26 protein-coding genes and 2 pseudogenes are annotated in these 25,042 nt (G+C 62.5%); 14 read left to right on the top strand and 14 right to left on the bottom strand.

Annotated elements, in window-relative coordinates; all coding sequences use genetic code 11:
• The first annotated feature begins 32 nt into the window (after positions 1-32).
• Positions 33-590 carry a hypothetical protein gene (locus AUC70_RS02160; RefSeq protein WP_069443382.1) on the top strand — a complete coding sequence of 186 codons (558 nt, stop codon included), beginning with the start codon at positions 33-35 and terminating at the stop codon, positions 588-590.
• 10 nt (positions 591-600) lie between these two features.
• On the opposite strand, the gene AUC70_RS02155 is transcribed toward AUC70_RS02160, so the two are convergent.
• From AUC70_RS02155 to AUC70_RS02140, 4 genes and pseudogenes are all read right to left on the bottom strand, one after another.
• A complete protein-coding gene (locus AUC70_RS02155) occupies positions 601-1,014 on the bottom strand; it encodes a VOC family protein (RefSeq protein WP_069443381.1) in 414 nt (137 codons plus the stop codon).
• Between the two features lie 48 nt (positions 1,015-1,062).
• Complete coding sequence (locus AUC70_RS02150) at positions 1,063-2,001, bottom strand: alpha/beta fold hydrolase (protein ID WP_069443380.1); 939 nt, start codon at positions 1,999-2,001, stop codon at positions 1,063-1,065.
• 104 nt (positions 2,002-2,105) lie between these two features.
• Positions 2,106-2,342, bottom strand: a complete 237-nt coding sequence (locus AUC70_RS02145; protein ID WP_083241172.1) for a TOBE domain-containing protein — start codon at positions 2,340-2,342, stop codon at positions 2,106-2,108.
• A gap of 46 nt (positions 2,343-2,388) precedes the next feature.
• A pseudogene (locus AUC70_RS02140) lies at positions 2,389-3,588 on the bottom strand (pyridoxal phosphate-dependent aminotransferase).
• A gap of 842 nt (positions 3,589-4,430) precedes the next feature.
• Between AUC70_RS02140 and AUC70_RS02135 the strand changes: the two are divergent.
• A complete protein-coding gene (locus tag AUC70_RS02135) occupies positions 4,431-4,844 on the top strand; it encodes a hypothetical protein (protein ID WP_069443378.1) in 414 nt (137 codons plus the stop codon).
• An 87-nt stretch (positions 4,845-4,931) separates the two neighbouring features.
• Here AUC70_RS02135 and AUC70_RS02130 read toward each other — a convergent pair whose 3' ends face one another.
• On the bottom strand, positions 4,932-5,615 hold the full coding sequence (locus AUC70_RS02130; RefSeq protein ID WP_069443377.1) for an SRPBCC family protein: 684 nt from the start codon (positions 5,613-5,615) through the stop codon (positions 4,932-4,934).
• Between the two features lie 135 nt (positions 5,616-5,750).
• Between AUC70_RS02130 and AUC70_RS17290 the strand changes: the two genes are divergently transcribed.
• A complete protein-coding gene (locus AUC70_RS17290) occupies positions 5,751-5,921 on the top strand; it encodes a hypothetical protein (protein WP_162273585.1) in 171 nt (56 codons plus the stop codon).
• Here the strand turns inward: AUC70_RS17290 and AUC70_RS18720 are convergent.
• Together AUC70_RS18720 and AUC70_RS02120 are read right to left on the bottom strand one after the other, a co-directional pair.
• Positions 5,918-6,796 (bottom strand): histone H1-like repetitive region-containing protein, encoded by an 879-nt coding sequence (locus AUC70_RS18720; protein ID WP_425283576.1) that lies wholly within the window; start codon positions 6,794-6,796, stop codon positions 5,918-5,920. The genes AUC70_RS17290 and AUC70_RS18720 overlap by 4 nt on opposite strands.
• 497 nt (positions 6,797-7,293) lie before the next feature.
• Positions 7,294-8,094: a bestrophin-like domain gene (locus tag AUC70_RS02120; RefSeq protein ID WP_069443375.1), complete on the bottom strand. Its 801-nt coding sequence runs from the start codon at positions 8,092-8,094 to the stop codon at positions 7,294-7,296.
• 94 nt (positions 8,095-8,188) lie between these two features.
• Between AUC70_RS02120 and AUC70_RS02115 the strand changes: the two genes are divergently transcribed.
• The 3 genes from AUC70_RS02115 to AUC70_RS02105 all read left to right on the top strand — a co-directional run bounded on the left by AUC70_RS02115 (position 8,189) and on the right by AUC70_RS02105 (position 10,692).
• The gene (locus AUC70_RS02115) at positions 8,189-9,037 is read left to right on the top strand and encodes a formate/nitrite transporter family protein (protein ID WP_083241170.1); all 849 of its coding nucleotides are present in this window, start codon (positions 8,189-8,191) and stop codon (positions 9,035-9,037) included.
• A gap of 199 nt (positions 9,038-9,236) precedes the next feature.
• A complete protein-coding gene (locus AUC70_RS02110; RefSeq protein WP_069443373.1) occupies positions 9,237-10,145 on the top strand; it encodes a 2Fe-2S iron-sulfur cluster-binding protein in 909 nt (302 codons plus the stop codon).
• 52 nt (positions 10,146-10,197) lie between these two features.
• A complete protein-coding gene (locus tag AUC70_RS02105; protein ID WP_069443428.1) occupies positions 10,198-10,692 on the top strand; it encodes a ferritin-like domain-containing protein in 495 nt (164 codons plus the stop codon).
• Between the two features lie 44 nt (positions 10,693-10,736).
• On the opposite strand, the gene AUC70_RS02100 is transcribed toward AUC70_RS02105, so the two are convergent.
• Positions 10,737-11,195: a hypothetical protein gene (locus tag AUC70_RS02100; RefSeq protein ID WP_069443372.1), complete on the bottom strand. Its 459-nt coding sequence runs from the start codon at positions 11,193-11,195 to the stop codon at positions 10,737-10,739.
• 183 nt (positions 11,196-11,378) lie between these two features.
• On the opposite strand from AUC70_RS02100, the pseudogene uvrB reads away from it, so the two are divergent.
• A pseudogene (gene uvrB, locus AUC70_RS02090) lies at positions 11,379-13,638 on the top strand (excinuclease ABC subunit UvrB); the annotation flags it as partial.
• On the opposite strand, the gene AUC70_RS18715 reads toward uvrB, so the two are convergent.
• Positions 13,584-14,435: a Shedu anti-phage system protein SduA domain-containing protein gene (locus tag AUC70_RS18715; RefSeq protein ID WP_425283575.1), complete on the bottom strand. Its 852-nt coding sequence runs from the start codon at positions 14,433-14,435 to the stop codon at positions 13,584-13,586. The pseudogene uvrB and the gene AUC70_RS18715 overlap by 55 nt on opposite strands.
• A gap of 782 nt (positions 14,436-15,217) precedes the next feature.
• On the opposite strand from AUC70_RS18715, the gene AUC70_RS02085 reads away from it, so the two are divergent.
• Positions 15,218-15,661: a DoxX family protein gene (locus AUC70_RS02085; protein ID WP_069443370.1), complete on the top strand. Its 444-nt coding sequence runs from the start codon at positions 15,218-15,220 to the stop codon at positions 15,659-15,661.
• Between the two features lie 41 nt (positions 15,662-15,702).
• On the opposite strand, the gene AUC70_RS02080 is transcribed toward AUC70_RS02085, so the two are convergent.
• Together AUC70_RS02080 and AUC70_RS02075 are read right to left on the bottom strand one after the other, a co-directional pair.
• The gene (locus AUC70_RS02080) at positions 15,703-16,935 is read right to left on the bottom strand and encodes a lytic murein transglycosylase (RefSeq protein WP_069443369.1); all 1,233 of its coding nucleotides are present in this window, start codon (positions 16,933-16,935) and stop codon (positions 15,703-15,705) included.
• Between the two features lie 188 nt (positions 16,936-17,123).
• Complete coding sequence (locus tag AUC70_RS02075; protein WP_244505461.1) at positions 17,124-17,339, bottom strand: DUF3072 domain-containing protein; 216 nt, start codon at positions 17,337-17,339, stop codon at positions 17,124-17,126.
• Between the two features lie 469 nt (positions 17,340-17,808).
• Here AUC70_RS02075 and AUC70_RS02070 point away from each other — a divergent pair, with 469 nt between their 5' ends.
• The 5 genes from AUC70_RS02070 (at position 17,809) to AUC70_RS02050 (ending at position 21,453) form a co-directional block, all read left to right on the top strand.
• Positions 17,809-18,168: a septal ring lytic transglycosylase RlpA family protein gene (locus AUC70_RS02070; protein ID WP_069443368.1), complete on the top strand. Its 360-nt coding sequence runs from the start codon at positions 17,809-17,811 to the stop codon at positions 18,166-18,168.
• Between the two features lie 286 nt (positions 18,169-18,454).
• Positions 18,455-18,754, top strand: coding sequence for a hypothetical protein (locus tag AUC70_RS02065; RefSeq protein WP_069443367.1), 300 nt, complete (start codon positions 18,455-18,457; stop codon positions 18,752-18,754).
• A 226-nt stretch (positions 18,755-18,980) separates the two neighbouring features.
• Positions 18,981-19,196, top strand: coding sequence for a cold-shock protein (locus AUC70_RS02060; protein WP_045368101.1), 216 nt, complete (start codon positions 18,981-18,983; stop codon positions 19,194-19,196).
• A 180-nt stretch (positions 19,197-19,376) separates the two neighbouring features.
• Positions 19,377-20,765, top strand: coding sequence for a M20/M25/M40 family metallo-hydrolase (locus tag AUC70_RS02055; protein ID WP_069443366.1), 1,389 nt, complete (start codon positions 19,377-19,379; stop codon positions 20,763-20,765).
• Positions 20,752-21,453: a ribonuclease T2 family protein gene (locus tag AUC70_RS02050; RefSeq protein ID WP_069443365.1), complete on the top strand. Its 702-nt coding sequence runs from the start codon at positions 20,752-20,754 to the stop codon at positions 21,451-21,453. The genes AUC70_RS02055 and AUC70_RS02050 overlap by 14 nt, the downstream gene beginning before the upstream one ends.
• Here the strand turns inward: AUC70_RS02050 and AUC70_RS02045 are convergent.
• Complete coding sequence (locus tag AUC70_RS02045; protein WP_069443364.1) at positions 21,437-22,123, bottom strand: outer membrane protein; 687 nt, start codon at positions 22,121-22,123, stop codon at positions 21,437-21,439. The genes AUC70_RS02050 and AUC70_RS02045 overlap by 17 nt on opposite strands.
• Positions 22,124-22,551: 428 nt before the next feature.
• Between AUC70_RS02045 and AUC70_RS02040 the strand changes: the two genes are divergently transcribed.
• The gene (locus AUC70_RS02040; protein ID WP_141701896.1) at positions 22,552-23,037 is read left to right on the top strand and encodes a hypothetical protein; all 486 of its coding nucleotides are present in this window, start codon (positions 22,552-22,554) and stop codon (positions 23,035-23,037) included.
• 119 nt (positions 23,038-23,156) lie between these two features.
• On the opposite strand, the gene AUC70_RS15960 is transcribed toward AUC70_RS02040, so the two are convergent.
• On the bottom strand, positions 23,157-23,369 hold the full coding sequence (locus tag AUC70_RS15960; RefSeq protein ID WP_083241165.1) for a hypothetical protein: 213 nt from the start codon (positions 23,367-23,369) through the stop codon (positions 23,157-23,159).
• A 14-nt stretch (positions 23,370-23,383) separates the two neighbouring features.
• The gene (locus AUC70_RS02035; protein WP_244505460.1) at positions 23,384-24,754 is read right to left on the bottom strand and encodes an ammonium transporter; all 1,371 of its coding nucleotides are present in this window, start codon (positions 24,752-24,754) and stop codon (positions 23,384-23,386) included.
• Between the last annotated feature and the right edge of the window lie 288 nt (positions 24,755-25,042).

Here is a 25,042-nt window from a genome sequence, read left to right as displayed (position 1 = left end):
ATGGTGTCGCCGAAAGCTGCCGGGAGTTCCTCATGCGTCTTGTCACCGCCTTCGTGCTGTTGAGTGTTCTTTGGTTGTCGCCGGTCGCCGTCGGCCAGGACCGGGCCGCGGCCCTCTCCGCACCGCCCCAACCGGGCCAGACCCTCGTGCAACGGGCGAAGATCGTGTGCGGCGACGACGGCACAGGATATCGCTGCCGCAGCGAAGGCGGCGCCATCCGGCGCGGCAAGATGCCGGACATCCCGGACAGCGGTAAGCCGAGCGCACCGAGCGACGGGTCCTCGGGCGGCGGCCTCTGGGGCGGCGGTGGCGGGCTCTGGGGCGGCGGATCGCTCTGGGGCGGCAACAAGAACGAGGCCCCGGCAGCTGCGCCGTCGACCGGCGGTGCGGGCAGCGCTGCCGCGGGCGGCTGTCCTCCGAACTCCGAAATGCTCGGCGGCCATTGCATCCCCTACAAGCAAACCTGCAGCCGGGGCCTGGCCGCGAACGCCCCGCCGCAGTCCTGCCGCAGCGCCCAGGAGAAGCTCGTGTGCGATTTCCGCGCCGACGGGCTGAAGGACTGCTGCTGCCGCATCTACAGCCAGAACTGACGGCTCACCTCTACTCCGAAACCGCGTGCGGCCCGAGCGGCTGCCCGTACGAGAACTCGACGATGTAACCGGTGGGGTCCTTGACCCCGCACAGATAGCCGGTGGGCGGGGCGTATTCGTGCGGCTCCCAGTGGAGGCAACCGTCGTCCCGGGCAAGAGCCGCGATCCGGTCCACCTCTTCGCGCGTCGCGACGCCGAACCCGTAATGGGTCATGTCGCTTTCGTCCTGTGCCCGCAAGGCGCCGCCGCCAAGGAGAACGAGAACGAACCGGCCGCTTGCACCGGGGCTCGCCAGCCAGACCACGCGCTTGTCGTCCTCACCGTGTTCCTTGACGATCTCCATGCCGCAATAACGCGCATAGAAGTCGATGGACTTGTCGAGGTCTGCCGCCTGAAGGGCGCAATGGGTGAATGCCACGGTCATCACGACCGTATTGGACCACAGACGGGAGGGGAGACGTAAGTCCCGGCGCTACGGCGCGGGTGGCGCTGCGCGGCTGCGGCGTGGCGGCTTTGTCCGGATCCGATCCAGGATTCGCTCAAATGCGCCGAAGAGCCAGTAGTGTCCCATGCCCTCGATGACTTCGAGCCGGCAATTCGGCAGCACCTCCGCAAGACGATAGGCCGCTTCGGGCGGCACAATCGTGTCTTCACTACCCTGCCAAATCGTAACCGGCGTCTCCAACTTGTGCAGGTTCAAGCCCCAAGGATGGCAGTAGAGGCGCAAATCCTGCACGGCGCCCTCGACCGAATGGCTCAGACCTTCGCGCATGCTGGTGCCCAAGGAATGGCGGAGACCGTATTGATCCAAAATGGCGCGGTCCGTCTCGGTCGCGTATTGGGTCACCAGATATTCGGCGCTGTGCGGGAACCACGTGACCATCGAACGCACACCCTCGAAATAGACGCGCGCCGCGGTCTCGGAATGCCCCAGATAGGAGAAGATGAAGTGCTGCAGGCTGGTCATGGATACGCGTTCGGCATCGGCAACGAGCCCGACCGGCGAGATCAGGCCAACCTGCTGGATCCGGTCTCGCATGAGAAGCGCCGCCGCCAAGGCATGGGGACCGCCGCCGGAGAAACCGACCAGGAAGAAGCGGTTGATGCCCAGACCGTTCACCAAGGCTTGGATATCGTAGGCTGTATCCTTCAGGGTTGCGTGGTGGTGCGGATCCGACAGGCCATAGCCGGCCCGGTCGGGCGCAACGATCCTGAATCCCATTTTACGTGCAACGGAGTCCGTGCTTTCGAACAGCATCCGCGACCCCGGCGTTCCGTGCAGCACAATTACCGGCAGCCCTTCGGGCGCCCCGTACTCCGCAAATCCGATGCGACGTCCCTTTTCCAGCCGCAGCACGCATGCGGTGCGGTCAACAATAGTATGGGGTTCGTCCAAGACGAGCTTGTCCATGGCCTTGCTGGGTTGGTCTGGCTTAGAGACTCGATGCAATAGCTGTGCCGTGCGCCCCGCTCCGGACGGCCTCCGCCGTCAAAGGCACGGACGGGAGTCCAGCGCTATTCGCAACCGATCATGATGTCGACGGGGTTGACGATCAACGTGACCGCCTTGCCCTCGTAAAGCTTGAGCGTCTCGAGCGAGGCGATCGTCACGCTGACTTCCACCATCGTATCGCCGGCAATCTGCACGTAAACGATGGCCGTCACGGCCCCTTTGCGGATCTCCATGATCTTGCCCGCGAACTGGTTCGCGGTGCTGAGCTTGGAGAGCTTCATCTTTGGTTCGTCTGACATCGTCCCCGCCTCTTCATTCGTTTTTTGTTTTGTCAGTGTCGCGCGCTCACGTGAGACTAGCGCAGAAGCGCTGAATGCGCATGCACGCCTCTTTCAGCGCCTCGATCCCGGTCGCATAGGAAATACGGAAGAAGGGCGACAGCCCGAAGGCCTCGCCATGCACGACGGCAACGCCTTCTTCCTGCAGAAGCAGCTCGGCGAAGTCGCCGTCGTTCCCGATGACATCGCCCTTCGGGGTCTTCTTGCCGATCGTGCCTGCACACGACGGATAGACATAGAACGCGCCTTCGGGCGTCGCGCAGGTGATGCCTTCCGCCTCGTTGAGCATGGACACAACGACGTCGCGGCGTTCCTGGAACGCCTTGACCCAATCGGCCAGGAAGTCCTGAGAGCCGCGCAGAGCCTCGACGGCCGCCCACTGGCTGATCGAACACGGGTTCGACGTGGACTGCGACTGCAGCTTGCCGATAGCCTTGATGAGTGGGGCCGGCCGCCCGCATAGCCGATGCGCCAGCCGGTCATCGAATAGGCCTTGGACACGCCGTTCAGCGTCAAAGTGCGATCCTTGAGCTTGGGCTCGACCTGGGCCGGCGTCGAAAATTCGAAGCCGTCATAGACGAGATGCTCGTAGATATCGTCGGACAGGATCCACACCCGCTCATGGCGCAGCAGCACGTCGGTGAGCGCCTTGATCTCGTCGCGCGTATAGGCCGAACCGGTCGGATTGGACGGCGAATTGAAGATGAACCACTTGGTCTTCGGTGTGATCGCTTTTTCCAGGGCCTCGGGCGCAGCTTGAAGCCGTCCTCGAGCTTCGTCTCAACGATGACGGGCTCGGCACCGGCCAGCAGCACGATGTCGGGATAGCTCACCCAATACGGCGCCGGGATCACGACCTCGTCGCCGGGGTCGAGCGTGGCCAGGAGCGCGTTGTACAGGACGTGCTTGCCGCCGCTGCCGACCGTCACTTCTGCGGGCTGGTACTCCAGGCCGTTCTCCCGTGCGAACTTCTCGCAGATCGCCTGCTTCAGCTCCGGGATGCCGTCGACGCTGTGTACTTCGTCTCGCCCCTGTTGATCGCCTCGATCGCGGCCGCCTTGATGTTGTCCGGCGTATCGAAATCGGGCTCCCCGGCGCCAAGGCCGATAACGTCAAAACCGGCGGCCTTCATCTCACGAGCCTTGTTCGTGATGGCCATTGTCGGTGAGGGCTTGACCCGTTCAAGCGTGCGGGAAACCAGTCCCATGAAGTGCTCCTGACGATTTCAGAGGGCTGCGAAAGCGCAGTCACTGCGGAAAAATCTGGGCAACCCTATGCGTGCGCCTGTTCTGCTGCAAGTGCATTGCACCATAGATTTTCGGAGGAGACGAGACACGGTACGGAACGCCTCCGGCAAGGCAAAATGGGGCGCCATCGCGCGCGGCGGTGTGTGCAAACCGGCAAGTATCGCCCCGCCAGCACTCACGCTTGCGTGTGGTAAGCGAGGCGCGATCCGCTTGCGTCAGACCGGCCATGAGACACTGAAGCACGGTAAGTCATTGAAATATATCAGTTTAGCTTGAAACCAGCTCTATGCAGCACTTGAATATCGGGGTACGGGCGCCAGAGTCTCGACGCCGGGGCGTCCATCAGCCTCTTTCGGAGGCGCTACTCTGTGGTAATGTCTCCGGCCATACGGGAATCGGCCCGGTTTGGGACCGACGAAAGTGACGGGACCTTTGGGAATGCTGGAAGCCTTGGCAGTGTGTGTTGTTCTGCTCGGAACGCTGGGCTTTGTTGCGCTGCAGATGCAGCGGCAGCCCGCCCGCGCGAAGGCCGCGCCGCGGCGCAGCCGGAGGAGCGTCTGATGCGAAAGCAGACTTTGAAGCCGTCTTCCATGCCGGCACCGCGCCGGCGGCTTGCCGCAAAGACGTGCCTGGCCGCTTCCGCCGCGCTGGTCGCGTTGTTCGCAGCGTCCAACGTGCGCGACGCCTTTCCCACCATGAACGAGGACGGGCTCGCGCAGTCCTTGCGTCAGAGCGCGTGGACCAAGGCCCTGTCCGATCAATCGCCGCCGAGGCGTGGCCGTGGCAGAACGTTTCGCAGCACATGTCGGCGTTGCCGTCGGCGAAGGTGCGCCGGCTGGGACTGAGCGCCTCATTCCGTGACATGACGGAAGTCGCCGCCGAGCCCAGCCGCGACGCCAACCCGTCCCTGGCCAGCCAGAAATCCAGCCCGCGTTCCGCGCAAGGCGACGTGGCGCTCGGCGATGTCGGCTCCGGCAAGGTGGGCATCGGCGACAGCATCACCTTTACGGCTGACGACGGCGCGACGTGCGTCTATCGCGTCACGGGGCGCCCGGTCGTGGATCCGCACCTCGACTCGCGCCAAGCCGAGGGCGCCAAGGGCGAAGCAGGACTGTTCGATTGCAGCCCGCTCGACACCTTGATCATGCGCGCAACGCAAGCGGCCCCAAAGGCTGCACCCGAAGCGCACGCGATCGAGCACCAGCGCAAACTCTAGATCTCTGACGGCAATTAGGCTTAAGCCCGCACGACGCAGGCCCGCTTGCGGCCGCGCTCAGTGCTGCCCGGCAAGACGCTCGGCCGTTTAAGGCTGCTCTGCGGGGGCCTCGGCGGCCGGGGCATCAGAAGCCGGCGCCTGTTCCGGCACCACCGATTCACCGCCTTCAGGCGTTCCGGCCTCGGGGGTTTCCGCTGGCGCCACCGGCGCGACGGGCGCGGGCTGCGGCCTCGCCTGTGCTCTTGTGGATTCGACGGTCTGCTTCAGCTTCTCCAGGCCGTCCTCGTAGACCTCTCCGATATAGCCGTCGAGCATCAAGCCCTTCCAGCGCTTGATCGGGCTGGATCCGGATTCGAATTCAAACGACCAGGTGACTTTGGATCCGGCGCCGTCGGGCACCAGCTGGAAATTACTCGTCCCCTGGACGCCTTTGACATCCGCAGCCAGCGTCAGGCTATGAGGCGGATCGGACTCGACGATCTGGATGCTGCCGTCCCCAACGGAGGCGACGTCGCTCTCCCACTGAACCTTTGCACCGTTGCCCTCGGGCGGCCCCGAATAGGTCATCTTGATATTCTCGTCCTTGACCGCCCACGGCGCCCATTCCTTCTGGTTCCGCAGATTGTTCAAGTACGGATAGATCACGTATTCCGGTGCGTTGATGACCACCGACCGCGTGGCTGTGACATAGGCCGGGAGTCCAAGCGCTACCGCCGAAAGAATCAGAACAAGTACACCAAGCCCAAGGATGAGCCGCATCATCGGCGCCATACCCACGTCTCCTGTATTCCCGGCGATGAGCCCCTGCAAACGGCCGCCACTGTGGCACGAGCGCCACGGTTCCGCGCTCGCAAAGTCACAGAAAACGATTACAGTTTCAACGTCAACATGAGGGAGGGTTTGACAATGAATCTATCTCCGCCAACCACCATGGTCTTCGTCATTTCGATCGTTCTGGCGATTCTGGCGGTGCTCAGCACGTTCATGCCGCTGCCGATCATCGGCGAGTACAAGTTCTGGGTGGCGATCGCCGCCTATGTAATCCTCGCGGTCGGCAATATCTTCAGGGGCGTCTAGGGGCCGGTCCCACGCGGCTCGGCCTGCCGGCGGGAGAAAACCCGCCGCGTACCGTCCGTGGACGGACGCCGCAACTGCTTGAGAGCGCACAAAACTTGAAGGCGCACAAAATAAGAAGGGCCAGCATCGCTGCTGGCCCTTCGTGTTTTCAGCGACAACCGGTCTAGTCGTCGTCCCGCGCCCAGGAAGGCCGATAAGGCATCGGCGTGGGCGCCGGACCCGGCGTCGTTCCGGGCATCGGCGGCCGTGGCGGCGTGTACCCGGGTATGGCGCTTCCGGGACCACCTGGCCGCGATGGGGTACTGCCCAATCCGGGCGACGACGGCTGCGACGGCGACGGCTGTGCCAATGGCGGCCGTTGCACCGGCTGGGCCACAGGCGGTCTTGGTGCCGGCCGCGCCATCGGCGGCGCAGCAGGCTTCGGTGCCGGTGCCACGGTCTTTGGCGCCACGGCCTTCGGGGCGACCTTCTTCGGGGCAGCTCTTTTCGGAGCGGCCTTTTTCGGCGCCGCTTTCTTCGCGACCGTCTTCTTCTTCGCGACAGTTTTCTTGGCTGCCGTCTTCCTGGCTGCCGTCTTCCGCGCTGGGGCCTTCTTCTTCGCGGCCGCCTTCTTCACTGCCGACTTTTTTGGCGACAGTTTTCTTCTTAGCGGCCGACTTCTTGGCTGGCGCTTTTCGAGCGGAGGCCTTTCGTGCCGACTTCTTGGCCGCGGATTTCTTGGCCGCGGACTTTCGTGCCGTGCCCCTCCGGGCCGCACTCTTCCGCGCCGTCGATTTCCGCGCTGTCGATTTGCGTGCGGTTGACTTGCGTGCGGTGGACTTGCGCGCAGTGGATTTGCGAGCCGTCGATTTCCGCGCCGCCGGTCTTGCGAGCAGCCGTCTTCCGGGCTGCCGTCTTGCGAGCGGCCGGCCTACGCGCCGCCGTTCGTCGTGCCGCCGTCCGGCGGGCTGGTGACTTCTTACTCGCTGTACGTTTCTTCCCAGTTGTTCTCGTAGCCATTGGTTTGCTCCGATGCTGTTTGGTGTCGCTCAGCGACCCGTTCACGAGGACGCGTACTCCAGATTACGCTTCACTAGTGCTCCAGGCTTGCCGCACCACATGGCAAGTGAACTCCTTTTTTTTGGTATACGCACATATAATGCGCATTGTGGCAATTCAACAGATCACACCGTTGAACTGCAACACGCGAATCTTTCACAGCGCGCTCCACGATACAGCCGTTCGTGCCTCACGGACACCAACCGATTCGCTTTGTGCAGAGGAAACGCCGCAATCATATTGCAGTGCAAGACGCCTTCCGAACCTCTGCGCCAACCGGTTGGACCGTATACGGCTTTTCACGCATACGCGCCGGTTGGCGCGCACCGCGGACTTAGTCCATCTGCAGCAAGGCGTCGGCGAATGGCCCTCGTGAAATGTGCGGATCGCCCGTGAACGGAAAGTCGAAGGCGATGCCGAGAAACAGCGTCAACGCCAGCAGCGCCGCCAGTGACCCGGTCATGAGAACTTGCGCGTCCAGATTGGACGACGCGAAGAAGGCGGGATAGCCGAGAGTGATGAAGCCGCCGACGATGAGCACGAACCAGAGCACCCCCGGCACCGACCCATTGGCGCTGTCCAGCCGTTCGTTGCGGTTGTCCGTGATCAGCGTAAGCAGGTCGAGTGCTTGCTGAAACAGCACCTGCTCCTTGCGGCTCGAGGGCTCCAGGTCGAGTATCGCCTGGTTGAGGGCGACGAGGTTGCGGCCGACGACCTCGCTTCGTCCGCCGAGCGCCATGGAATCCCACGAAGTGTCGTAGACGCTCTTCGTGTAGCGCAGAACCGCCTCACGGACATTGCTGCCCTCGTCCGGCAACGCCAACGCGACGTGATAGAGGTCGATGGTTGCCTTGGCCTCGTCGCGTACCGAGTCCTCCGTATGGGTGTAATCCTCCCAGACGGCGATGACGACGAATGCCAGCAGCACCGCGTACAAAACACCGACCACGGCATATTTGAACCCTGCGACCTCGTTGTTCTCCTTCAGACGGTCGGCGCCGTAATGAAAGCGCGTGAGCAGCATGAGCCCGACCGCGTAGCCCACCACCACGGCCGTCACGACGGCGCCGATCACCCACAGGGGCGTGTCGCGCATCAAGCTGAGGAAGGCGATTGGGGGAGCGGCGTCTACCATGAGGCGGCAATCCTCGCGTCGGCGGTGTTGGGCGCGTCCGGCCGTGTCCGCTAGACTTCGCCGGCACTCAAAGCGATTCGGGACACAGAAACCTATGGCCGACAAAGGTTCAAGCTCAAACGAACCCCAGCCGCAAGAAGGGCTGACACGACGGGAGAGCAAGGAGGCGAAGGAGCGCCGCCGGCTTCGCGCCGCCGTGGTGTACGAGATCATTCGCCTGGAGGGCGAAGCTGAACTGTCGCGCAGGTTCAACGCGCTGTGGTGGTCCGCCCTGGCCGCAGGGCTATCGATCGGCTTCTCCGTGCTGTCGCAGGCGCTGCTCGAGGCGCAGTTGCAACGCTTCCCCAGCGCGGCGATCATCGCCGACTTCGGCTATTGCGTCGGCTTCCTGATCGTCATCCTCGCCCGGCAGCAGCTCTTCACGGAGAACACACTCACCGCTGTCCTGCCCGTCATGGTGCGAAAGGACTGGAGCGCCGTGTGGGACGTGTTGCGCCTGTGGGCCATCGTCCTTGGCGGCAACCTTGTCGGCTGTTTCTTCTTCGCTGCCTTCCTCGCCTATTCGGGCGCGTTCTCCGACACCACGCAACACGCGATCACCGAGATCGGGCGGCATCTGATGGCCAACAGCCCGACCGAAATGTTCATGAAGGGCATCATGGCCGGCTGGCTGATCGCCGCGCTGGTGTGGATGCTGCCCTCCTCCGAAGGAACCGAGATATTCATCATCACGCTGATCACCTACATCATCGCGCTCGGCGACTTCACCCACATCATCGCCGGCTCGGTGGAGGCGATCTACATGGTCCTCATCGGCGAGGTGGGCTTCTGGCAGGCGTTCGGCGGCTTCTTCATACCGACGCTGCTCGGCAATGTCGCTGGCGGCACCGTTCTCTTCGCCATGATCAGCTACGCGCAAGTCCGGCAGGAACTGGAAGGCTAGGTCTTCGGCCGACTTCCGCCAATTCTTGATCTGGCTCAAGCAAACGCGCGGCGATTGTCGGTTTCCCCTCAAACGGGGGCGCCGAGAGGTGAGCGCGTGTCCTGAAATCGGGCCGTTTTCCTCCTGGCATGGCGATTGCTTTCCAGTGACGGAGGCCAAGCGGCCTCGCTGGGCAAACTGTCAGGATCGGAGGCACGCCGTGGCCAACGTCACCTTCTCCTCGCCGAAGCTGGCGAAGGACGTCACCGTTTACGCGATCGCCGGAGATCGCGGGACCATTCTCTCTCTGGCCAAGGCGCACAAAGTGCCCATCCCGTTCGATTGTCAGGACGGTGAATGCGGCTCGTGCCTCGTGGAGGTCAGCCATCTCAGCCCGACGACCAAGAACGCGATCGCGCTGACGGAAAAGGAGAAGGAACTCCTCAAGCAGCTCGGCAAGATCACCAAGGACGAGATCTACGACGCGGAGGTCAACGACATGCCGCCGCGCTACCGGCTCGCCTGCCAGTGCTTCGTGCGGCACGAGGACATCGTCGTCACCTTCCAAGGCGACGACACGGTGCCCGATCAGGGTCCCTACATCACCCCTGCGGCCAAGGTCTTCGCCGGCGGCTTGCAGATCGCCACGGTGGATGAGTTCCTCAGCTACGCGGTCAAGGTCGAGGAAGATGCCGCCGACCATTACAACCAGCTGGCCAAGGACATGGGCGCCTGTGGCGACTCCGAGCTCGAGAGCCTCTTTGAGCAGCTGGCAGACTCGGCGCGGATGCATCTTGGCGAGGCGAAAGCACGCGCCGGAAGCATCGACGACGGCAAGTCGGTTCCCCCCGACTATGTTTGGCCCGAACAGGTTGGGCCGGAGCAAAGTTCGTCTTTCGCGGGCGATTCCACGCTGAGAAGGCTCGGCGTGCTCCGCGTCGCGTTGCAAGGCGCCACGCGGGCCTACGAGTTCTACGTCTCGGTGACCGCCACGACCAAAAACCCCGAGGTCGCGTCGGTGGCCAGGGACTTCGTCGCGCACAAGGCGGAGCGGCTCAAGGTCATCGAGGCCTGGATCACGCGTGAGGAATGGGCGGAGAAGAGCGCCAAGCAACCCGCCACCGTGTGAGCGAGTTCACAGCCACCGGCTGGGCAGCAGCGAACCTGTGGAGGAAAGCGCAATGGAAAGTGTAGAGGAGTTTCTCGCCTACGCTATGAACCTGGAACGCGAGGCGGCCGAACGTTTCGGCCAGCTCGCGGACGCCATGGACGCATCTGGCAATCGAAACGTCGGGAAGTTGTTCCGGCAACTGTCGGAATATTCGAGGCTCCACTACGGCGAGGCAAAAGCCCGCTCCGGGTTCCGTGAAATCCCCGATCTGAAACCGGGGGACTTCAGCTGGCCCGAGCTCGAGAGCCCCGAGACAGCCGCGATCTGGGCCGCGGACCCCATGATCGGCCGCGACGCGGCGTTGGAAATTGCGTTGGACGCCGAGACCGCAGGCTTCGATTTTTACAAGACCGTTCTCGACACCACCAAGGACCCGGAGATCAAGGCGCTGGCCAAGGAGTTCGTCGAGGAAGAACGCGGGCATGTCACGGAACTGAAGCGGTGGATCGCGGCCCACAAGGCCGGCAAGCCGCTGCCCGTGGACATCGTCTTGACCGCTCCCTAGCCAGCTAGGCAGCCCCTACCCGCGAGCGCTGTCCAACTGGCGCGTCAGAGTTCGTAACTGTACGTCGCGCATGGTTCGGATGTGGCCGTCGGCGCGTCTTCGCCCGTGAACACCCCCAAGACCATCTCGTCGCCTTTCGGATTGGGTGCGATCATCACATAGGTCACGGGCTGGTCGGGCATGCCGCAGAGCTTGTTGCCGTTGAGAAGTTCCGGATCGGCCGGGCTCTCAAGCTTGTAGATCTCCCCGTCGCCATCCGAGCCGCCACTAAAACTGGCCCAAGGGGCCGGCGCATTGGCCACGGCGGTCATCGTCAGCGAGGTACCGTTGGCAAAGGTTAGGCTGTTGGGGAGATACACCACGTCTCCCGTGATGGAGTCTGCCGTCTTGCTGGTGGCATGCCAGGTCACGGGCTCGCCCGGCGCGGGCTGTTCCTTCGCAACAGACTGAGCAGACAGGGCCAAAACGGCGACTCCGGCCAACAAGTACGTCCGACGCGTCATCTGAAGTCCCTTTCTCGTGAGTTCGACACCCTCACTGTGCGCACACCCTGCCCAAGAAACCGTGAAGACAATCGTTAGAACTGGCATGGCAACAACGCGTGACGAGAGCCGCTGCGCGCCGCAACTAGGCCCCCTCCGAAGAGCGACCTCTCGCCCCTAGCCAACGCCCTTCCCGGTCGCCATATTCGCGAGCATGCCCCCTCGCCCACCCAAGACTTTCGGATCCCGCGCCGAACCGCGCGCCGTAACCGGCGAAGCGGCCGGCATGCCCGTGTCCGGCGACGGCGCGACCCCGGTTTCGGCGAAGCGTCCCAACCCCTGATCCAGGACCACCCGCTCGTCACGGGCGCGGCCATGGCCTTCACGCCCCATCGGCCCGCGCGCCCGGAGAAATCCGAAGGCGGCATCGAGCTCAACCTCCAGACGGAGATGGAGCCGAAGGGCGACCAGCCCCAAGCCATCGCCGAACTCGTGGCCCAGGCGGATGCGCAGGAACGCGATCAGGTGCTGCTCGGCGTCACCGGCTCGGGCAAGACCTTCACCATGGCCCAGGTCATCGCGCGCACCCAGCGGCCGGCGCTGATCCTGGCACCCAACAAAACGCTCGCCGCCCAGCTCTACGGGGAGTTCAAGAGCTTCTTCCCCGACAACGCCGTGGAGTATTTCGTCTCCTATTACGACTACTACCAGCCGGAAGCCTACATCCCGCGCACGGACACCTATATCGAGAAGGACTCGTCCATCAACGAGCAGATCGACCGCATGCGCCATGCTGCGACGCGCGCGGTCATGGAGCGGGACGACGTGGTGATCGTCGCCAGCGTGTCCTGCATCTACGGTATCGGCTCGGTCGAGACCTACACGGCCATGACGTTCAGCCTGAAGCGCGGCGACCGCATCGAGCAGCGGCAGCTGATGGCTGATCTCGTGGCGCTGCAATACCGGCGCAACGACGTGAACTTCGCGCGCGGCTCTTTCCGCGTCCGCGGGGACACGATCGAGCTGTGGCCGGCCCATCTGGACGACCGGGCCTGGCGCATCTCGCTGTTCGGCGACGAGATCGAATCCATCGTTGAGTTCGATCCCCTGACCGGCGCCAAGACCGACGAATTCGCCATCGTGAAGATCTACGCCAACTCGCACTACGTGACGCCGAAGCCCACGCTGAAACAGGCCGTACGCGGCATCAAGGAGGAGCTGAAGCAGCGCCTTATCGAGTTGAACGGCGCCGGACGGCTTCTGGAGGCGCAGCGCCTCGAGCAACGGACCCTGTTCGATCTGGAGATGATCGAGCCACCGGTCCTGCGCCGGCATCGAGAACTATTCGCGCTACCTCACCGGCCGCAAACCCGGCGAGCCGCCGCCGACCCTGTTCGAGTATCTGCCCGACAACGCGCTTGTCTTCGTGGACGAGAGCCACGTCACCGTGCCCCAGATCGGCGCCATGTTCCGCGGCGACTACAAGCGCAAGTCCACACTCGCGGAATACGGTTTCCGCCTGCCCTCCTGCATGGACAATCGTCCGTTGCGCTTCGAGGAATGGGACGCAATGCGCCCGCAGACCGTCTACGTCTCGGCGACGCCGGGCGGCTGGGAACTCGATCAGACCGGCGGCGTGTTTGCCGAGCAGGTCATCCGACCCACAGGGCTTGTCGACCCGCCGGTCGAAATCCGCCCCGCCACCACCCAGGTGGACGACCTCATCGACGAGACCCGCAAAGTGGTGGCCAACGGCTACCGCGTCCTCGTCACCACACTGACGAAACGCATGGCCGAGGACCTGACCGAATACATGCACGAGCAGGGCTTGCGCGTGCGCTACATGCATTCGGACGTGGAGACGCTGGAGCGCATCGAGATCATCCGCGATCTTCGGCTCGGCGCCTTCGACGTGCTGATCGGCATCAACCTGTTGCGCGAGGGCCTGGACATTCCCGAATGCGCGCTTGTCGCCATTCTCGATGCGGACAAGGAAGGCTTCCTGCGCTCCGAGACCTCGCTCGTGCAAACCATCGGCCGCGCCGCCCGTAACGTGGACGGCAAGGTGATCCTCTATGCGGACGGCATAACCGGCTCCATGGAGCGCGCCATGGCCGAGACCTCGCGGCGGCGCGAAAAGCAGGTCGCCTGGAACGAGGCCAACGGCATCACGCCGGAAAGCGTGAAGAAGAATATTGGTGACATTCTCTCGAGCGTATACGAGCGCGACCACGTGCTGGTGGACGCGGGCGCGGGCTTCGCCGAGGACGGCCAAACGCCCCTCGAAGGCACGGTCGGTCACAATATCGAAAGCGTCATCCAGGACATGGAGAAACGCATGCGCACCGCCGCCGCCGACCTCGAATTCGAGGAGGCCGCCCGCCTGCGCGACGAGGTCAAACGGCTGCGTCAGATGGAGCTCGCCATCGCCAACGACCCGCTGGCCCGGCAATCGGAGCTGGAACGCTCGGCGGCATCGACCGACATCTCCCGCCCGCATAAGCCGAGCCTCGATGAGATGGGACCGCACAACCGCGAGATCCCGTTGCGGAGGGCAAAGCCCCGCTCGCGCTCCGGCAAGCCCGGCACGCGGACGTTCAAGACAAACCGGACGTGACTAGCGCTCACCGGTCGCTGATTCGAATCAGCCCAAGCCTGCAATTGCGCGTCCCATGCTTGCCAGTGCTCTTCGCGCCGCCTGTACCACTCAAGTACCCGGTCGTAGGTCATGATAGTTATTTTCGAATCGTCCCATATCTGCTTTCGCAGCTGATTGAATCGACCCGTGACCATCGAGCGCCGTCCAACAATGACCCAACCCCAAATCCCGGCCATGTTGTCCAGTCCGAGGCCATCTTGGTCCCGCGGTCTAATGGCGTGATCGAGGTTGTTCAGCAACCAATCGCGCCAGTCCTTGACCTGCTGCACTCCGCCTCTAACTCTCTCCCCCAGATGGCCAGACGCCGTGACAAGCTGAGCATTGGCAGGCTCAAGTTCTACCAAGGTCCAAAAGGTCCCACCGGAAGTCATTTCTGGGAGTAGATAATCGGACACATACTTTCCACCAAAACGGAACTTTGGAATCACGTGGTGGCAATGGGGTAGCTGCTCGGCGAGGATGAAAGGGTTGGCGGTCAGAAAGCGCTGAATCTCTTCCTCGGACGTTGCATCGTTCAACAACTTCTCAAACTCGTCAGCAAGCCCCTCAGTCGGACTGGGTCGAGGCACACTGAAAGCTTCCAGCCAAGATTCTTCTGTCATAGGCGTCAACCTGATGTTGCAAAAGTCCATAGTACCATAGGAAAATTGGGTCACCTGAATTGCAAGTTTGGACGATTGCCACTTGATCCAACGCAAGGCCGGCTTGCGTGCGGCGCGCCAATCTTCGCTTTGGGTGGAGAGATGGGCCGCGCCATGACGTCTCCTGCCGCATGTCCTTGAGGATCCAGCGAACGCATCCAAAAGGACATGGCTCTTCGCCCCCAACTCCTCGTGCCACAAGCGAGGGGAAGCCTATCGACCCGGAAGCCTGGCGTTCGCGCCGGGCTTCTAGGTTATTGGGCCCAGGAACGCCGCGGAAAACAGGCCGTTCCAAACCGATCCCCCCTTTAACGCTTTTTCAAGCCTATGAAGCGAAAGTGGTTGCGTACCGATTTGAGTACGCAACGCGTAGAGGGAATCAGTTATGCGCACCATCATCGCTCTTGCGGTCGTTACCGCGACGCTCGCCCTTGGCGGGTGTTTCCATTTGCACCAGCAGGCTGTTGTCACGGAGCTTCCCCCGGCCCCCGTGCCGTACAAGTAGTCTGTTGTCGTCGTAAGCCTTCCCGGTTTTGCCTCCCCTCGTCCGCGCCCACTCGCGTGGACAGTCCCCGGAGACCGGAAAGCAAAAGTTTTGCGTCGAAAAGCTCGGCCTCCGCGCCGGGCTTTTTCGTGGGCGCTCCCTCGCGCAGCGGTCAAGCGCTTGTGAGGAGATATGAGCCTTACGTGACGGCAAGGTCGGCTAGCTTGGCTGCAGATCAAATTGGCAGCAGGGAGTCGAAATGTCTGCACTCGTCCGTTTACTGAAGAGCGGCCGGAACTTGGCCGAAGGAATCCCCTACAGCCTGGTCGCGCTGATCGCGCGTCTGTCCGTGGCCTCCGTGTTCTGGCGCTCGGGCCTGACAAAGGTAGACGAGTACTTCCAGCTGAGGAGCACCACGTTCTTCCTCTTCAAGGAGGAATACAAGGTGCCCGTCATTCCGCCGGAGGTCTTGGCCTATCTCGCCACCTACCAGGAGCTCATCGGCGCTGTTTTGCTGGCGATCGGCCTGGCGACCCGCCTGACGGCGCTGGCCTTTATCGGCATGGTCGCCGTCATTCAGGTCTTCGTCTATCCGCAGGGCTGGCCCGATCACATCCTGTGGTTTGCGCTGCTGTTCCTCCTCGTCGCGCGCGGCCCCGGAGCGATCTCGGTCGATCACCTCATCTGGCGGCGCGTGACGTAAGGAAGGGCTGTGCCCGCAAAGAAATGCGGGCCGGTGCGCGCCTAGCCGCCGGCCTGCAATTTCCGCAACAGCGCGTGGCTCGGATAGCCGTCCGCAGGCAGCCCGTATTGAAGCTGCATAGCGCGGATCGAATCCCGGGTCGCTGCGCCGATCACGCCGTCGACCTTGCCGACATCGTAGCCGCGCTGCACGAGCAGCCGCTGCAGCTGCTTGCTCTCCTCACCGCTGAAAGGTTCGGGGTTGCCGGTGCGAAGCGGCGGCGCCCCTGCCAGCCGCGTGGCGAAGTAGCCGGCGGCCGTCGAGTAGACCAGCGAATTGTTCCAGTCGAGGTAGACATTGATGAAGTTGGGATAGGCGAGGAAGGCCGGTCCGTTGCGTCCCATCGGCAGGAGCAGCGAGGCGGGCGTCGCGTCCGCGGGCACGGGCTGCCCGTTGCGATACTTCACCCCGTATTTGGACCAGAACAGCCGCGGCCGCTGGATGGTCACGTCGGCCTGATCCCACGGCAGGTTCTGCGGCACAATCACTTCTTCCAGCCAGGGCTGACCGGCCTGCCAGCCCTTCGAGGCGATGTAGTTCGCCGCCGAGGCGAGCGAGTCCGGTACGCTCTTGACGAGGTCGCGGCGCCCGTCGCCATCGTAGTCGACGGCGAAGTTGTAATAGGTGCTGGGCTGGAACTGGAACTGCCCCACCTCACCGTGGGTCGGCCCGCGCATCTGCGAACGGTGAAGGTCGCCCCGGTCGAGCACCTTCAAGGCATCCAGCAGCTGCTCGCGAAATTCCTCGGGACGGCGGCAGTCGTAACTCAGCGTCGCCAATGAGCGGATGCTGTCCATGTTGCCCATGAAGGCGCCGAAGTCGGTCTCGAGGCCCCAGTAGGCCACCAGCACGGGGCCGGGCACGCCGTATTGCTGTTCGATACGCTTGAAGACCGGCGCGTACTTCTGAAGCCGCGCCCGGCCCGACGCCAGGCGGTTCTTGTTCACCATCCGATTGGTGAAGGTCAGGTAGTCCTGCGCGAACACACCTTGGGCACGGTCTTTCGCGACGACCCGCGGATCGTATGTGACGCCGTTCAGGGCGGTGGCCACGGTCTGCGGCGAGACCCCTGCCGCTATGGCTTGCTGTTTGAAGCCTTGCAGCCACTTATTGAAGCCTGCGGGGCCGGGGCACTTCTGCGCGAGCGCAGACGAAGCGGAACCGAACAGCACCGCCGCACACAGGCCAGCAAGCACTGAGAATCGAATGACGCGAGTCAGGGGGTGTGTAGACATGCGCGCCACTGAACCCAGTCGGACGGCATCCGTCAAGCAAAGAGGAATGAGTTCGAACAGATCGGCGAATGCTTGTCATGCCATCGTAAAATGGCCCGACCGCATAGAGGCCGTGTCCGGCAAATCAGAGCGGGAGCGCGTGATATACGCGCCGCCACCTGTGGGAACGTGCCCCGCGAAAACCGATGCTAATCGGTGTGCGGCGGGAGTTCCCAAATCCTGATCTTCTCTCGCAGCACGTCGATGCGCCGGGATGCCTCGCTGCGGCTCAGCCCCTGCTCGAAGGCCTTCGGTTCGTGCATCTGGTCGGCGAGTGTCTTGAGGTAAGTTGCCTGCGTCACGGTCATCGGCTCCAGCCCATTGGCGTCCCCCGCCATATACTGACTTTCCTGACCTTCAGGCATCCTCTTCTCTTGTTCCATCTCTCACGCGTCCTTGGCTTTCCCCATTGGAATCTGTTTGTACATAAGAGTGTTACAATAGGGACTAAAAAGGGCAAGCATTAGGTGATGTAAGTCAATGATTTGGGCACAGATTCGGACAGCCTAAACTGACGGCAGATATCGTCGAGACTTGCCGGCGCCAAGAACGGCCATCCGACCGCGAAAGCTTGTGGTCATGCCGTGGTATCGCGCCACAGTCCTTTCGGGCATCGCGCTGGCACAATTTGGCGCAAAAAGATAAGCTTTTGTAATATTTGATAAAAGCGTGGCCACGCCGCCAGCAAATGGCCTTCCAAAGACCGCGCGGCCGCCAGCTTTCCGCCGCCTTCTTCCATAAATTCCAGTCTGCGCAGAACGAGCACTGCTGACTCGCGAACGACCGAGTCCCCAAGCTCGAACCCCTCCCAAGATTGAAGGAGATAAGAAACGCATGTTGAAAATGCGCGTAAGACTGTTGTTGGTGGGACTTCTTTCGGCGGCGTTCCTGCTGCCGCTCAACGCCGCGAACGCTGCCCAGGTGGGCAACGCGTCTTGGTACGCCCTCCACTCGATGACTGCGAGTGGCGAGCGCATGAATCCCAACGCCCTCACCGCCGCCCACCGCTCGCTGCCGTTCGGCACCAAGGTGCGCGTGAAAAACCTGCACAACGGCCGCTCCGTGGTCGTGCGCATCAATGACCGCGGCCCCTTTACCGGCGGCCGGATCATCGACGTGTCCAAAGCTGCCGCCTCGAAGCTCGGCATGATCAGCTCGGGCACCGCAAAGGTGAGCCTGACCCGCCTGAACTAGCGGGCCGGCCGGATCTCTCGCCAAGAGGCGGGGTCACATGCTGAGAGGGATGCCTGGGAGGACCGGGCGTCCCTCTTTTCGTTGAGAGGCCGGCGCGCAATACGCAGAAGATTTCCGACCGTTGCCCGGATGCCACAGGCACGGGCCGAAAAAGCCTTCATATTCTCCATTCGAATGGTTTTCGAAGGCATTGTCTTCGATCGTGCGTGCAAGTGACGCCCGAACCAAATACTGTGAGAATCGAATGTCGGGCCATGCGGGCCCGGCCCGACCGGAGGCTACCCAAATGCTCACGCTAGCGGCTTTCTTCAGAGCGCTCCCCCTCGCGACCCTGATCGTCGCGACCTCTATTGGCCTTTCGGTCGAGACGGCCGAAGCCCAGAACGGCGCCCGCAGCGAACGCTCCGGCGGCCTCTTGCAGAAGCCCCATCGCGGACCGGCCATTGGCGGCACCTCCTGGACCTTGAGCGATGTCTGGGGTACGCCGGAAATGCCCGAGCCGTCCGTCGAAGCGCCTGGCTTCGATTACGGCGCCGGTGGTTACGAGCTCAATGGGCCGCCGAACCAGTCGCCCTACCCCAACTAAACGCCTCGTTTGTATTGCCCTAGCCTCGCCCAAGAACAACTTGGGGTCTTGCGCATGACTAGCAGACACAACTAGAGTGAGGCGCTTTATTGGGCAGACTGCGAACCAGGGTTGAGGCTGGCCGCTCACGCTCCGTGGGAAGTGACGTGGTTTCTTTTCCCGTTTCCTAGACTTGCCTATATTTCCCGCGCGCGCGGGACCTATTGGAGGGGGAAAGGAGCTTCCCATGCGTCAGACCGGTACGGTCAAGTTTTTCAATCACACGCGAGGCTTCGGCTTTATTACGCCAGACGACGGCGGAAAAGATGTGTTCTTGCATATCTCTTCTCTGCAGCGATCCGGTCTGCCAGCACTCGACGAAGGGGCACGGGTCTCGTTCGAGACGGAGCCGGACCGCCGGGGCAAGGGACCCCAGGCGATCAATGTCCAGCTCGGAGAATAACGTCCCGAATACCTGAAGTTGTTTACCCGCCGCGACTCTGGCGTCATTGGACGCTAATGTCGACGGCGGGTTTTTGTTGGCCGGTCGACGCAGCACGGCCAGATACAAGACGAGCGAGTTCATGACAGTGCAGGACAACGGCGTGACGCAACGCGGGGCGGACCTTGCGCAGACAGCGTTCTGGACACGCTCGAGAAAGATCGGGCTGACGCGCTCGCCCGCCTCACTGCGTTCCTGGCCATTCCCAGCATTTCGACCGACCCGGCCTATCACGACGCCTGCCTCGAGGCGGCCGGCTGGTGCGCAGAGACGTTGCGCGGCATCGGCTTCGAAGCCAGCGTCGAGCCGACCGACGGCAAGCCTATGGTCGTGGCGCGGTGGCGCGGCGAAACGAACGGACAGCCGCGCCCGCATGTCCTCTTCTACGGTCACTACGACGTGCAGCCACCGGATCCGTTGGAGGCCTGGAACGCGCCGCCCTTCGATGCGCAGATTGTGGACGACCCGACCCACGGCAAGATCATCGTGGCCCGCGGCGCCTCCGACGACAAAGGCCAGGTCATGACCTTCGTCGAGGCATGCCGCGCGTGGATGGACGCGACCGGCGCCCTGCCCGTCGATGTCACGGTCCTGCTCGAGGGCGAAGAGGAATCCGGAAGCCCGAGCCTGGAACCGTTTCTTCAAGCGCATGGAGACTCTCTCAAGGCCGACATCGCGCTCGTCTGCGATACGGGCCAATGGGATGCCGAGACGCCGGCGATCACGGCTTTCCTGCGCGGCTTGGCTTTTTCGGAAGTCACCTTGCATGGACCCTCGCGTGATCTGCATTCGGGCATCTACGGCGGCCCCGCTCAAAATCCCATTCGCGTTCTGGCCGAGCTGATCGCGGGCCTGCACGACGACAACGGCCGCATCACGATCCCCAATTTCTACGACGGCGTTTCGGAGCCCTCGCCTGAACAACGCGACGCCTGGCGTGCGCTCAATTTCGACGGAGAGGCTTTCCTCGGCGAAGTCGGCCTGAGCGTGCCCGCCGGCGAAACGGATCGGAGCGTCGTCGAACAGCTCTGGAGCCGGCCGACCATCGAGGTGAACGGAATCCTCGGCGGTTACACGGGCCCCGGCACCAAGACCGTCATTCCCGCCGAAGCGTCGGCGAAGTTCTCCTTCCGGCTCGTGCCGGGCCAAGAGCCGAGCAAGGTCATCGAAGGTCTCCACCAATACATCGCGGCGCGCCTGCCCGCCGATGTCGACGTCACTTACAAGGGCGAAGGCGGATCACCGGCCGTCGGTTTCGATACCAATGCGCCGGCCTTTCGCGCCACGGCGCAAGCGCTCGCGGCGGAATGGGGCAAGGCGCCGGTGATCGTCGGCTGCGGCGCCTCCATCCCGATCGTCGAGGCGTTTAGCACACGGCTCGGCATGGACGCGCTGCTGGTCGGCTTCGCCTTGGAGGACGATGCGATTCATTCGCCGAACGAGAAATACAATCTCTCGAGTTTCGAGGAGGGGGCGCGGAGCTGGGTGCGCATCCTGGCTGCGCTCGGAGCCGCCGATGCCGCGGCGTAGCGCGTCTGTCTGCGCCCTCGCCCTGGCGGCGTCGCTCCTCGGCATCGCGCCGGCGTGCGCCGACAACGGCCCCGAACCGCACGCCTTCCGCCACGCCGATCCCGGCGACGTCGATTACTACGCCCTCGTTCTGAGTTGGTCCCCGACCCACTGCCTCACCGAAGGGCACGAGCGCGGCGACGACCAGTGCGACGAAGACCGGCAGGCCGACTTCGTCCTGCACGGCCTATGGCCGCAATACGATCTCGGCTGGCCGGAAAACTGCTACCATGGCGAACGTCCGTGGATTTCGTCAGACGTGATCCAGGAGATGCGGGGCATCATGCCCGACAAGGAAATCGTCATCCACGAGTACAAGACCCACGGCACATGCACCGGTCTCTCGCCGTCCGCCTACTTCGCCAAGGCGCGGAAGGCTTACGAACAGGTCACGATCCCCGGTTCTCTCGACGACCCGCAGACGCAGCTCTTCCTGTCGCCCGAGAAGATCGAGAGCGAGTTCCAGGCCGCCAACGACTGGATGCAGCCGGACATGATCGCGGTGAGCTGCCGGCGCGGCAATCTCTTCGACGTGCGGATTTGCTTCAGCACGGAGTTGGAGCCGCAGGCATGCGGGGCGAACATCGACCAGAAACGGTTATGCCCGCTTCAACGCATCACGGTGCCGGTTTCTAGAAGCGATAGATGACCGAGCCACGGAACGAGTTCGAATCCGGATCGAAGGTCTGCTTGTTGCCGCCCTGGAATTTGACGGACTCTTCGCCAAAATCCGTGAACTGATAATCGAGGCGCAGGCTCCAGTCCTTTTGAAACGCGTATTCGGCGCCGCCGCCCGCGCTCCAACCGGTGAACGAGGTTTCGCGAAAACCGCCGCCGGGACCGCTCATATACACATCGGCGCCGGCCCAGGCACCGCCCAAGGTGCCGAACAACAGCAGGTTCGGCGTGATGGTGTAGCCCAAGCGCATGCGCAGATCGGCGAGATTGTCGAAACCGATTTTGGCTTTATTGACCCCGTTGTTGATGCTGCCGCCGCCTTCGATATCGGCGCCCATGTAGTCGCCCTCGAGGCCAATCACGAACGGGCCGTGCTGCCAGCTGAAGCCGCCGATGACACCGCCGACGAAGCCGTCGGAATCGACCGAACCCGGCGATGTGCTGTAGCTGACGGTGGAACCGCCGATCGTCGCGCCAAGCCACCACCCCTCGAACGTCGAGTCAGAGCCCATCGTGCTTGAGCCGTAATACGACGTGCTGTCGTACAGTCCGTAGTCCTGCGCGCTGGCAGGCATGGAGGCCGTAGCACAAATGCCAAGAGCCGCGGAAAAGGCGATCGCCCGGTAAAATCCCGTACGCATTAGTTACTCCCTCAATGGATCGAGCGCCGGTTTCGTCCCAAATCCCGTTACGAAACCAGGCCTCACCCCCCGAAGGATAGAGCCCGCCCCTAAACGTCTCTTAACGATGAAGGGCGGCAAAACTTCGTATGGTTAGTGGCGGGTTAAGGGCGTCAGCGCGGCGACGGCAGGGGCGCGATGGGCGGTCGAAACCGTGCCGCAACCGGCCTGTCGCCGTAATGCAAACGCATCGACTTGGCGCCTGCACGTTGCCGCGCTAAGTCCCTTGCAATACCCCTTCGGCGGGACTGATGGTGCGGCCAAGACGCGCTATGGTGACCGCACAACAGTTAGATAAATCAAGGCAGTACATCATCGTGGGCAAGAGCGGATCGCGAAAGCTGAGAGACCGTTTCCTGGAGTGGCAGTGTCAGTTAAGGAAGACGGCAATGCGGGAACAAGGGGGACGGCCGTCAAGCGGCATGTGTCCCCGCGTGTTGAGCGACTCCGGGAAGGAACAGCTCTCCGCCCTCACCGTCTTGCTGGCGCCTGAAGAGCCGGAGGAAAGCACCGCCTTCTTCCGCTTTCAGGTTCAGAAATCGGCAGACCCGCGCGAGACCTATGAGAAGGCGCTGCGCTTTCTCCAGTCGGAGTACTATCAAGAGACGAAGCAGTTCACCGACCGCCTATTGGCGGTACTACCGCCCGACGCGCCGCTTACCGGTATGCTTATCGAGGACGGCCGGTGCATCCTCGATTTTTCTCAAGGACGGCACGCCTTCCGCATCCCCTGCAAGGTCAAGGCTGTGAAGGAAGGCAACGCCAACCACGAGGCCGCGATCTGGCACAATCGCGTGTTCAACCCCGCCCTGCCCGACGGCATGCAGGTGCTGGCCTTCAAGCCCGATTGGAAGTCGGTCGAAACGAACTTCTAAACGCGCGGCGCGGAAGCCGGCGCCGGCCCGACACTCTCTCTCACCCAACCGAACCGTGAACGTAGAAGGGCGCCCGCAAACGGCGGGCGCCCCCCTCTGCTGGCGGTCTAAGTGAGGGCTTAGACCGAGTGATCGTCGAGAGCCTTACGGATGGCTTCCTTGCTGCCGTACTTAGCCACATCCTCCTGGAACTCTTCCTTCTCCTCACGGAGTTGGATGATGTGCCAGAGGATCCACGCCGCGACACCGGCGATCACCATGATCAGTTCACTGCCTTGCCAAGGATAGATCGCGCTTACGTTGGCAAGATCGACTGCCCAAGTGCTACCCATAGTGGTTTTCCTTTCTATATCTTGCCGTCACCGTTACACGAGCGCCTTTTCGGCTTCGCGCACGTCTTCCCGTGCCTGCTCTTCGTCGGCCAGGGTCTTGAAGTCCAGACCCATGAGTTCGATTCGCGCGGCACCCGGAGGAGCCCCATCCCGTTCAGGATCTTGGCAACGATCCAGGCGGGAACAAAGCCGAGAACGAAGAACATGATGACCGCACCGATCGTGTTACCGAGCGGATTGATCGCCGCGTAGCCTTCATAGGGCGAGGACGGGTAACCCCAGAGCATGAACCCTGCGATCACAAGACCGACAAAGCCGGCGTAGCCGTGAACGGCCACCGCACCGACCGCGTCATCGATCTTGAATGTCCGCTCCACCCAATAGTGCATCTTGTAGGCAATGAACGTACCGATGCCCGCGATGAACATCGCCTGGATCGGATGGTACAAATCGTTGCCCGCAGAGGCCGTGATGATGCCCGCGAGGCCACCCGAATACGTCCAGAACGGATCGCCTTTCGAGATGATGTAAGCCACCATCAGACCGCCCGACAGAGACATCAGGAAGTTGAAGGTGATCGCGCCAAGCGTGGTCGGTGTGAGATAGATGGTCGTCGCCGTCCACGTCTCACCGGTGATCAGGCCGCCGATACCTTCCGGCGAAATGATCGGAACGTTACAAGCGGCATAGAAGCCCCAGAAGCCCGTGTAGATCAGGAACAGACCCACCGTCACCAGCCAGGGATTATGCGGTACGAAGTCCCGCGCCGTGCCGTCCGCCCGGAAGCGGCCGAGCCTCGGCCCGAGTACGACGAGAACGCCGAGCGCGGTACCGCCGGCAATGGCGTGGATGACGCCGGACGCATACGCATCGTGATAGCCGAGAAGCTTGACCATCCAGCCATTGGCGCTCCAGCCCCAGGCCGCATCGATGATCCAGGTTACGGAACCGATCATGACCGCGATGATCCAGAACGCACCGGAACGGATACGCTCAATCACCGAACCGGAAACGATAGAGGCTGCCGTCCAAGAGAACAGGAGGAAAGCTGCCCAAAACACGCCGGTAATTCGATCGGAAAGGTCAGTCGCCATCGTCGGAGAGGTGGGCAAATTCGCGGCCGCCGTCTCCGTATCGAGTCCGCCGGTGATGAACGGCCCGTTGGGGAACGCCCAATAAATCCACCAGCCGAAGAAGAAGAACGTGATGGTCACCAACGGGATCAGCATCGTGTTCTTCATGAGGGTATGCATATGATTCCGCCGCCGGCTGACGCCGACCTCGTACATGCAAAACCCAACGTGAATAAGAAACATGAAGACAACCGTTACCCAGTAATAGAACTCGGTAAAGACGGTTGTCAGCGCGTCTAAGTTATTGCCCATATTTGTAACCCCCCTAGGGTTCAGTGGCGGGACTTATATTTAGATCTGTCCCTTTGCCATGTTGATTGGACGTTATGTTGGTAAGTTGGTCGCTAGCACACCTCCTTCGAAATCCATCGGACCCGCCCCAGGTTATACTTGGGGAACACACCGATTAATCTGGCATGCTAAGCGCCGCCAACGGCTCCGTCAATTGTGTGCAAAATTTTTTACCAACAGGAAATATTGCCGCGTCATGGCGCTGCTCCCAGGGGCAATTTGGCCCTATGAAAACACCTAGTTTCCTGA

Origin of the sequence: Methyloceanibacter stevinii, assembly GCF_001723355.1 — a bacterium.
Taxonomy (GTDB): domain Bacteria; phylum Pseudomonadota; class Alphaproteobacteria; order Rhizobiales; family Methyloligellaceae; genus Methyloceanibacter; species Methyloceanibacter stevinii.
The sequence above is the reverse complement of the archived record's forward strand: the minus strand, read 5'-3'. Positions and strand labels throughout refer to the sequence as shown.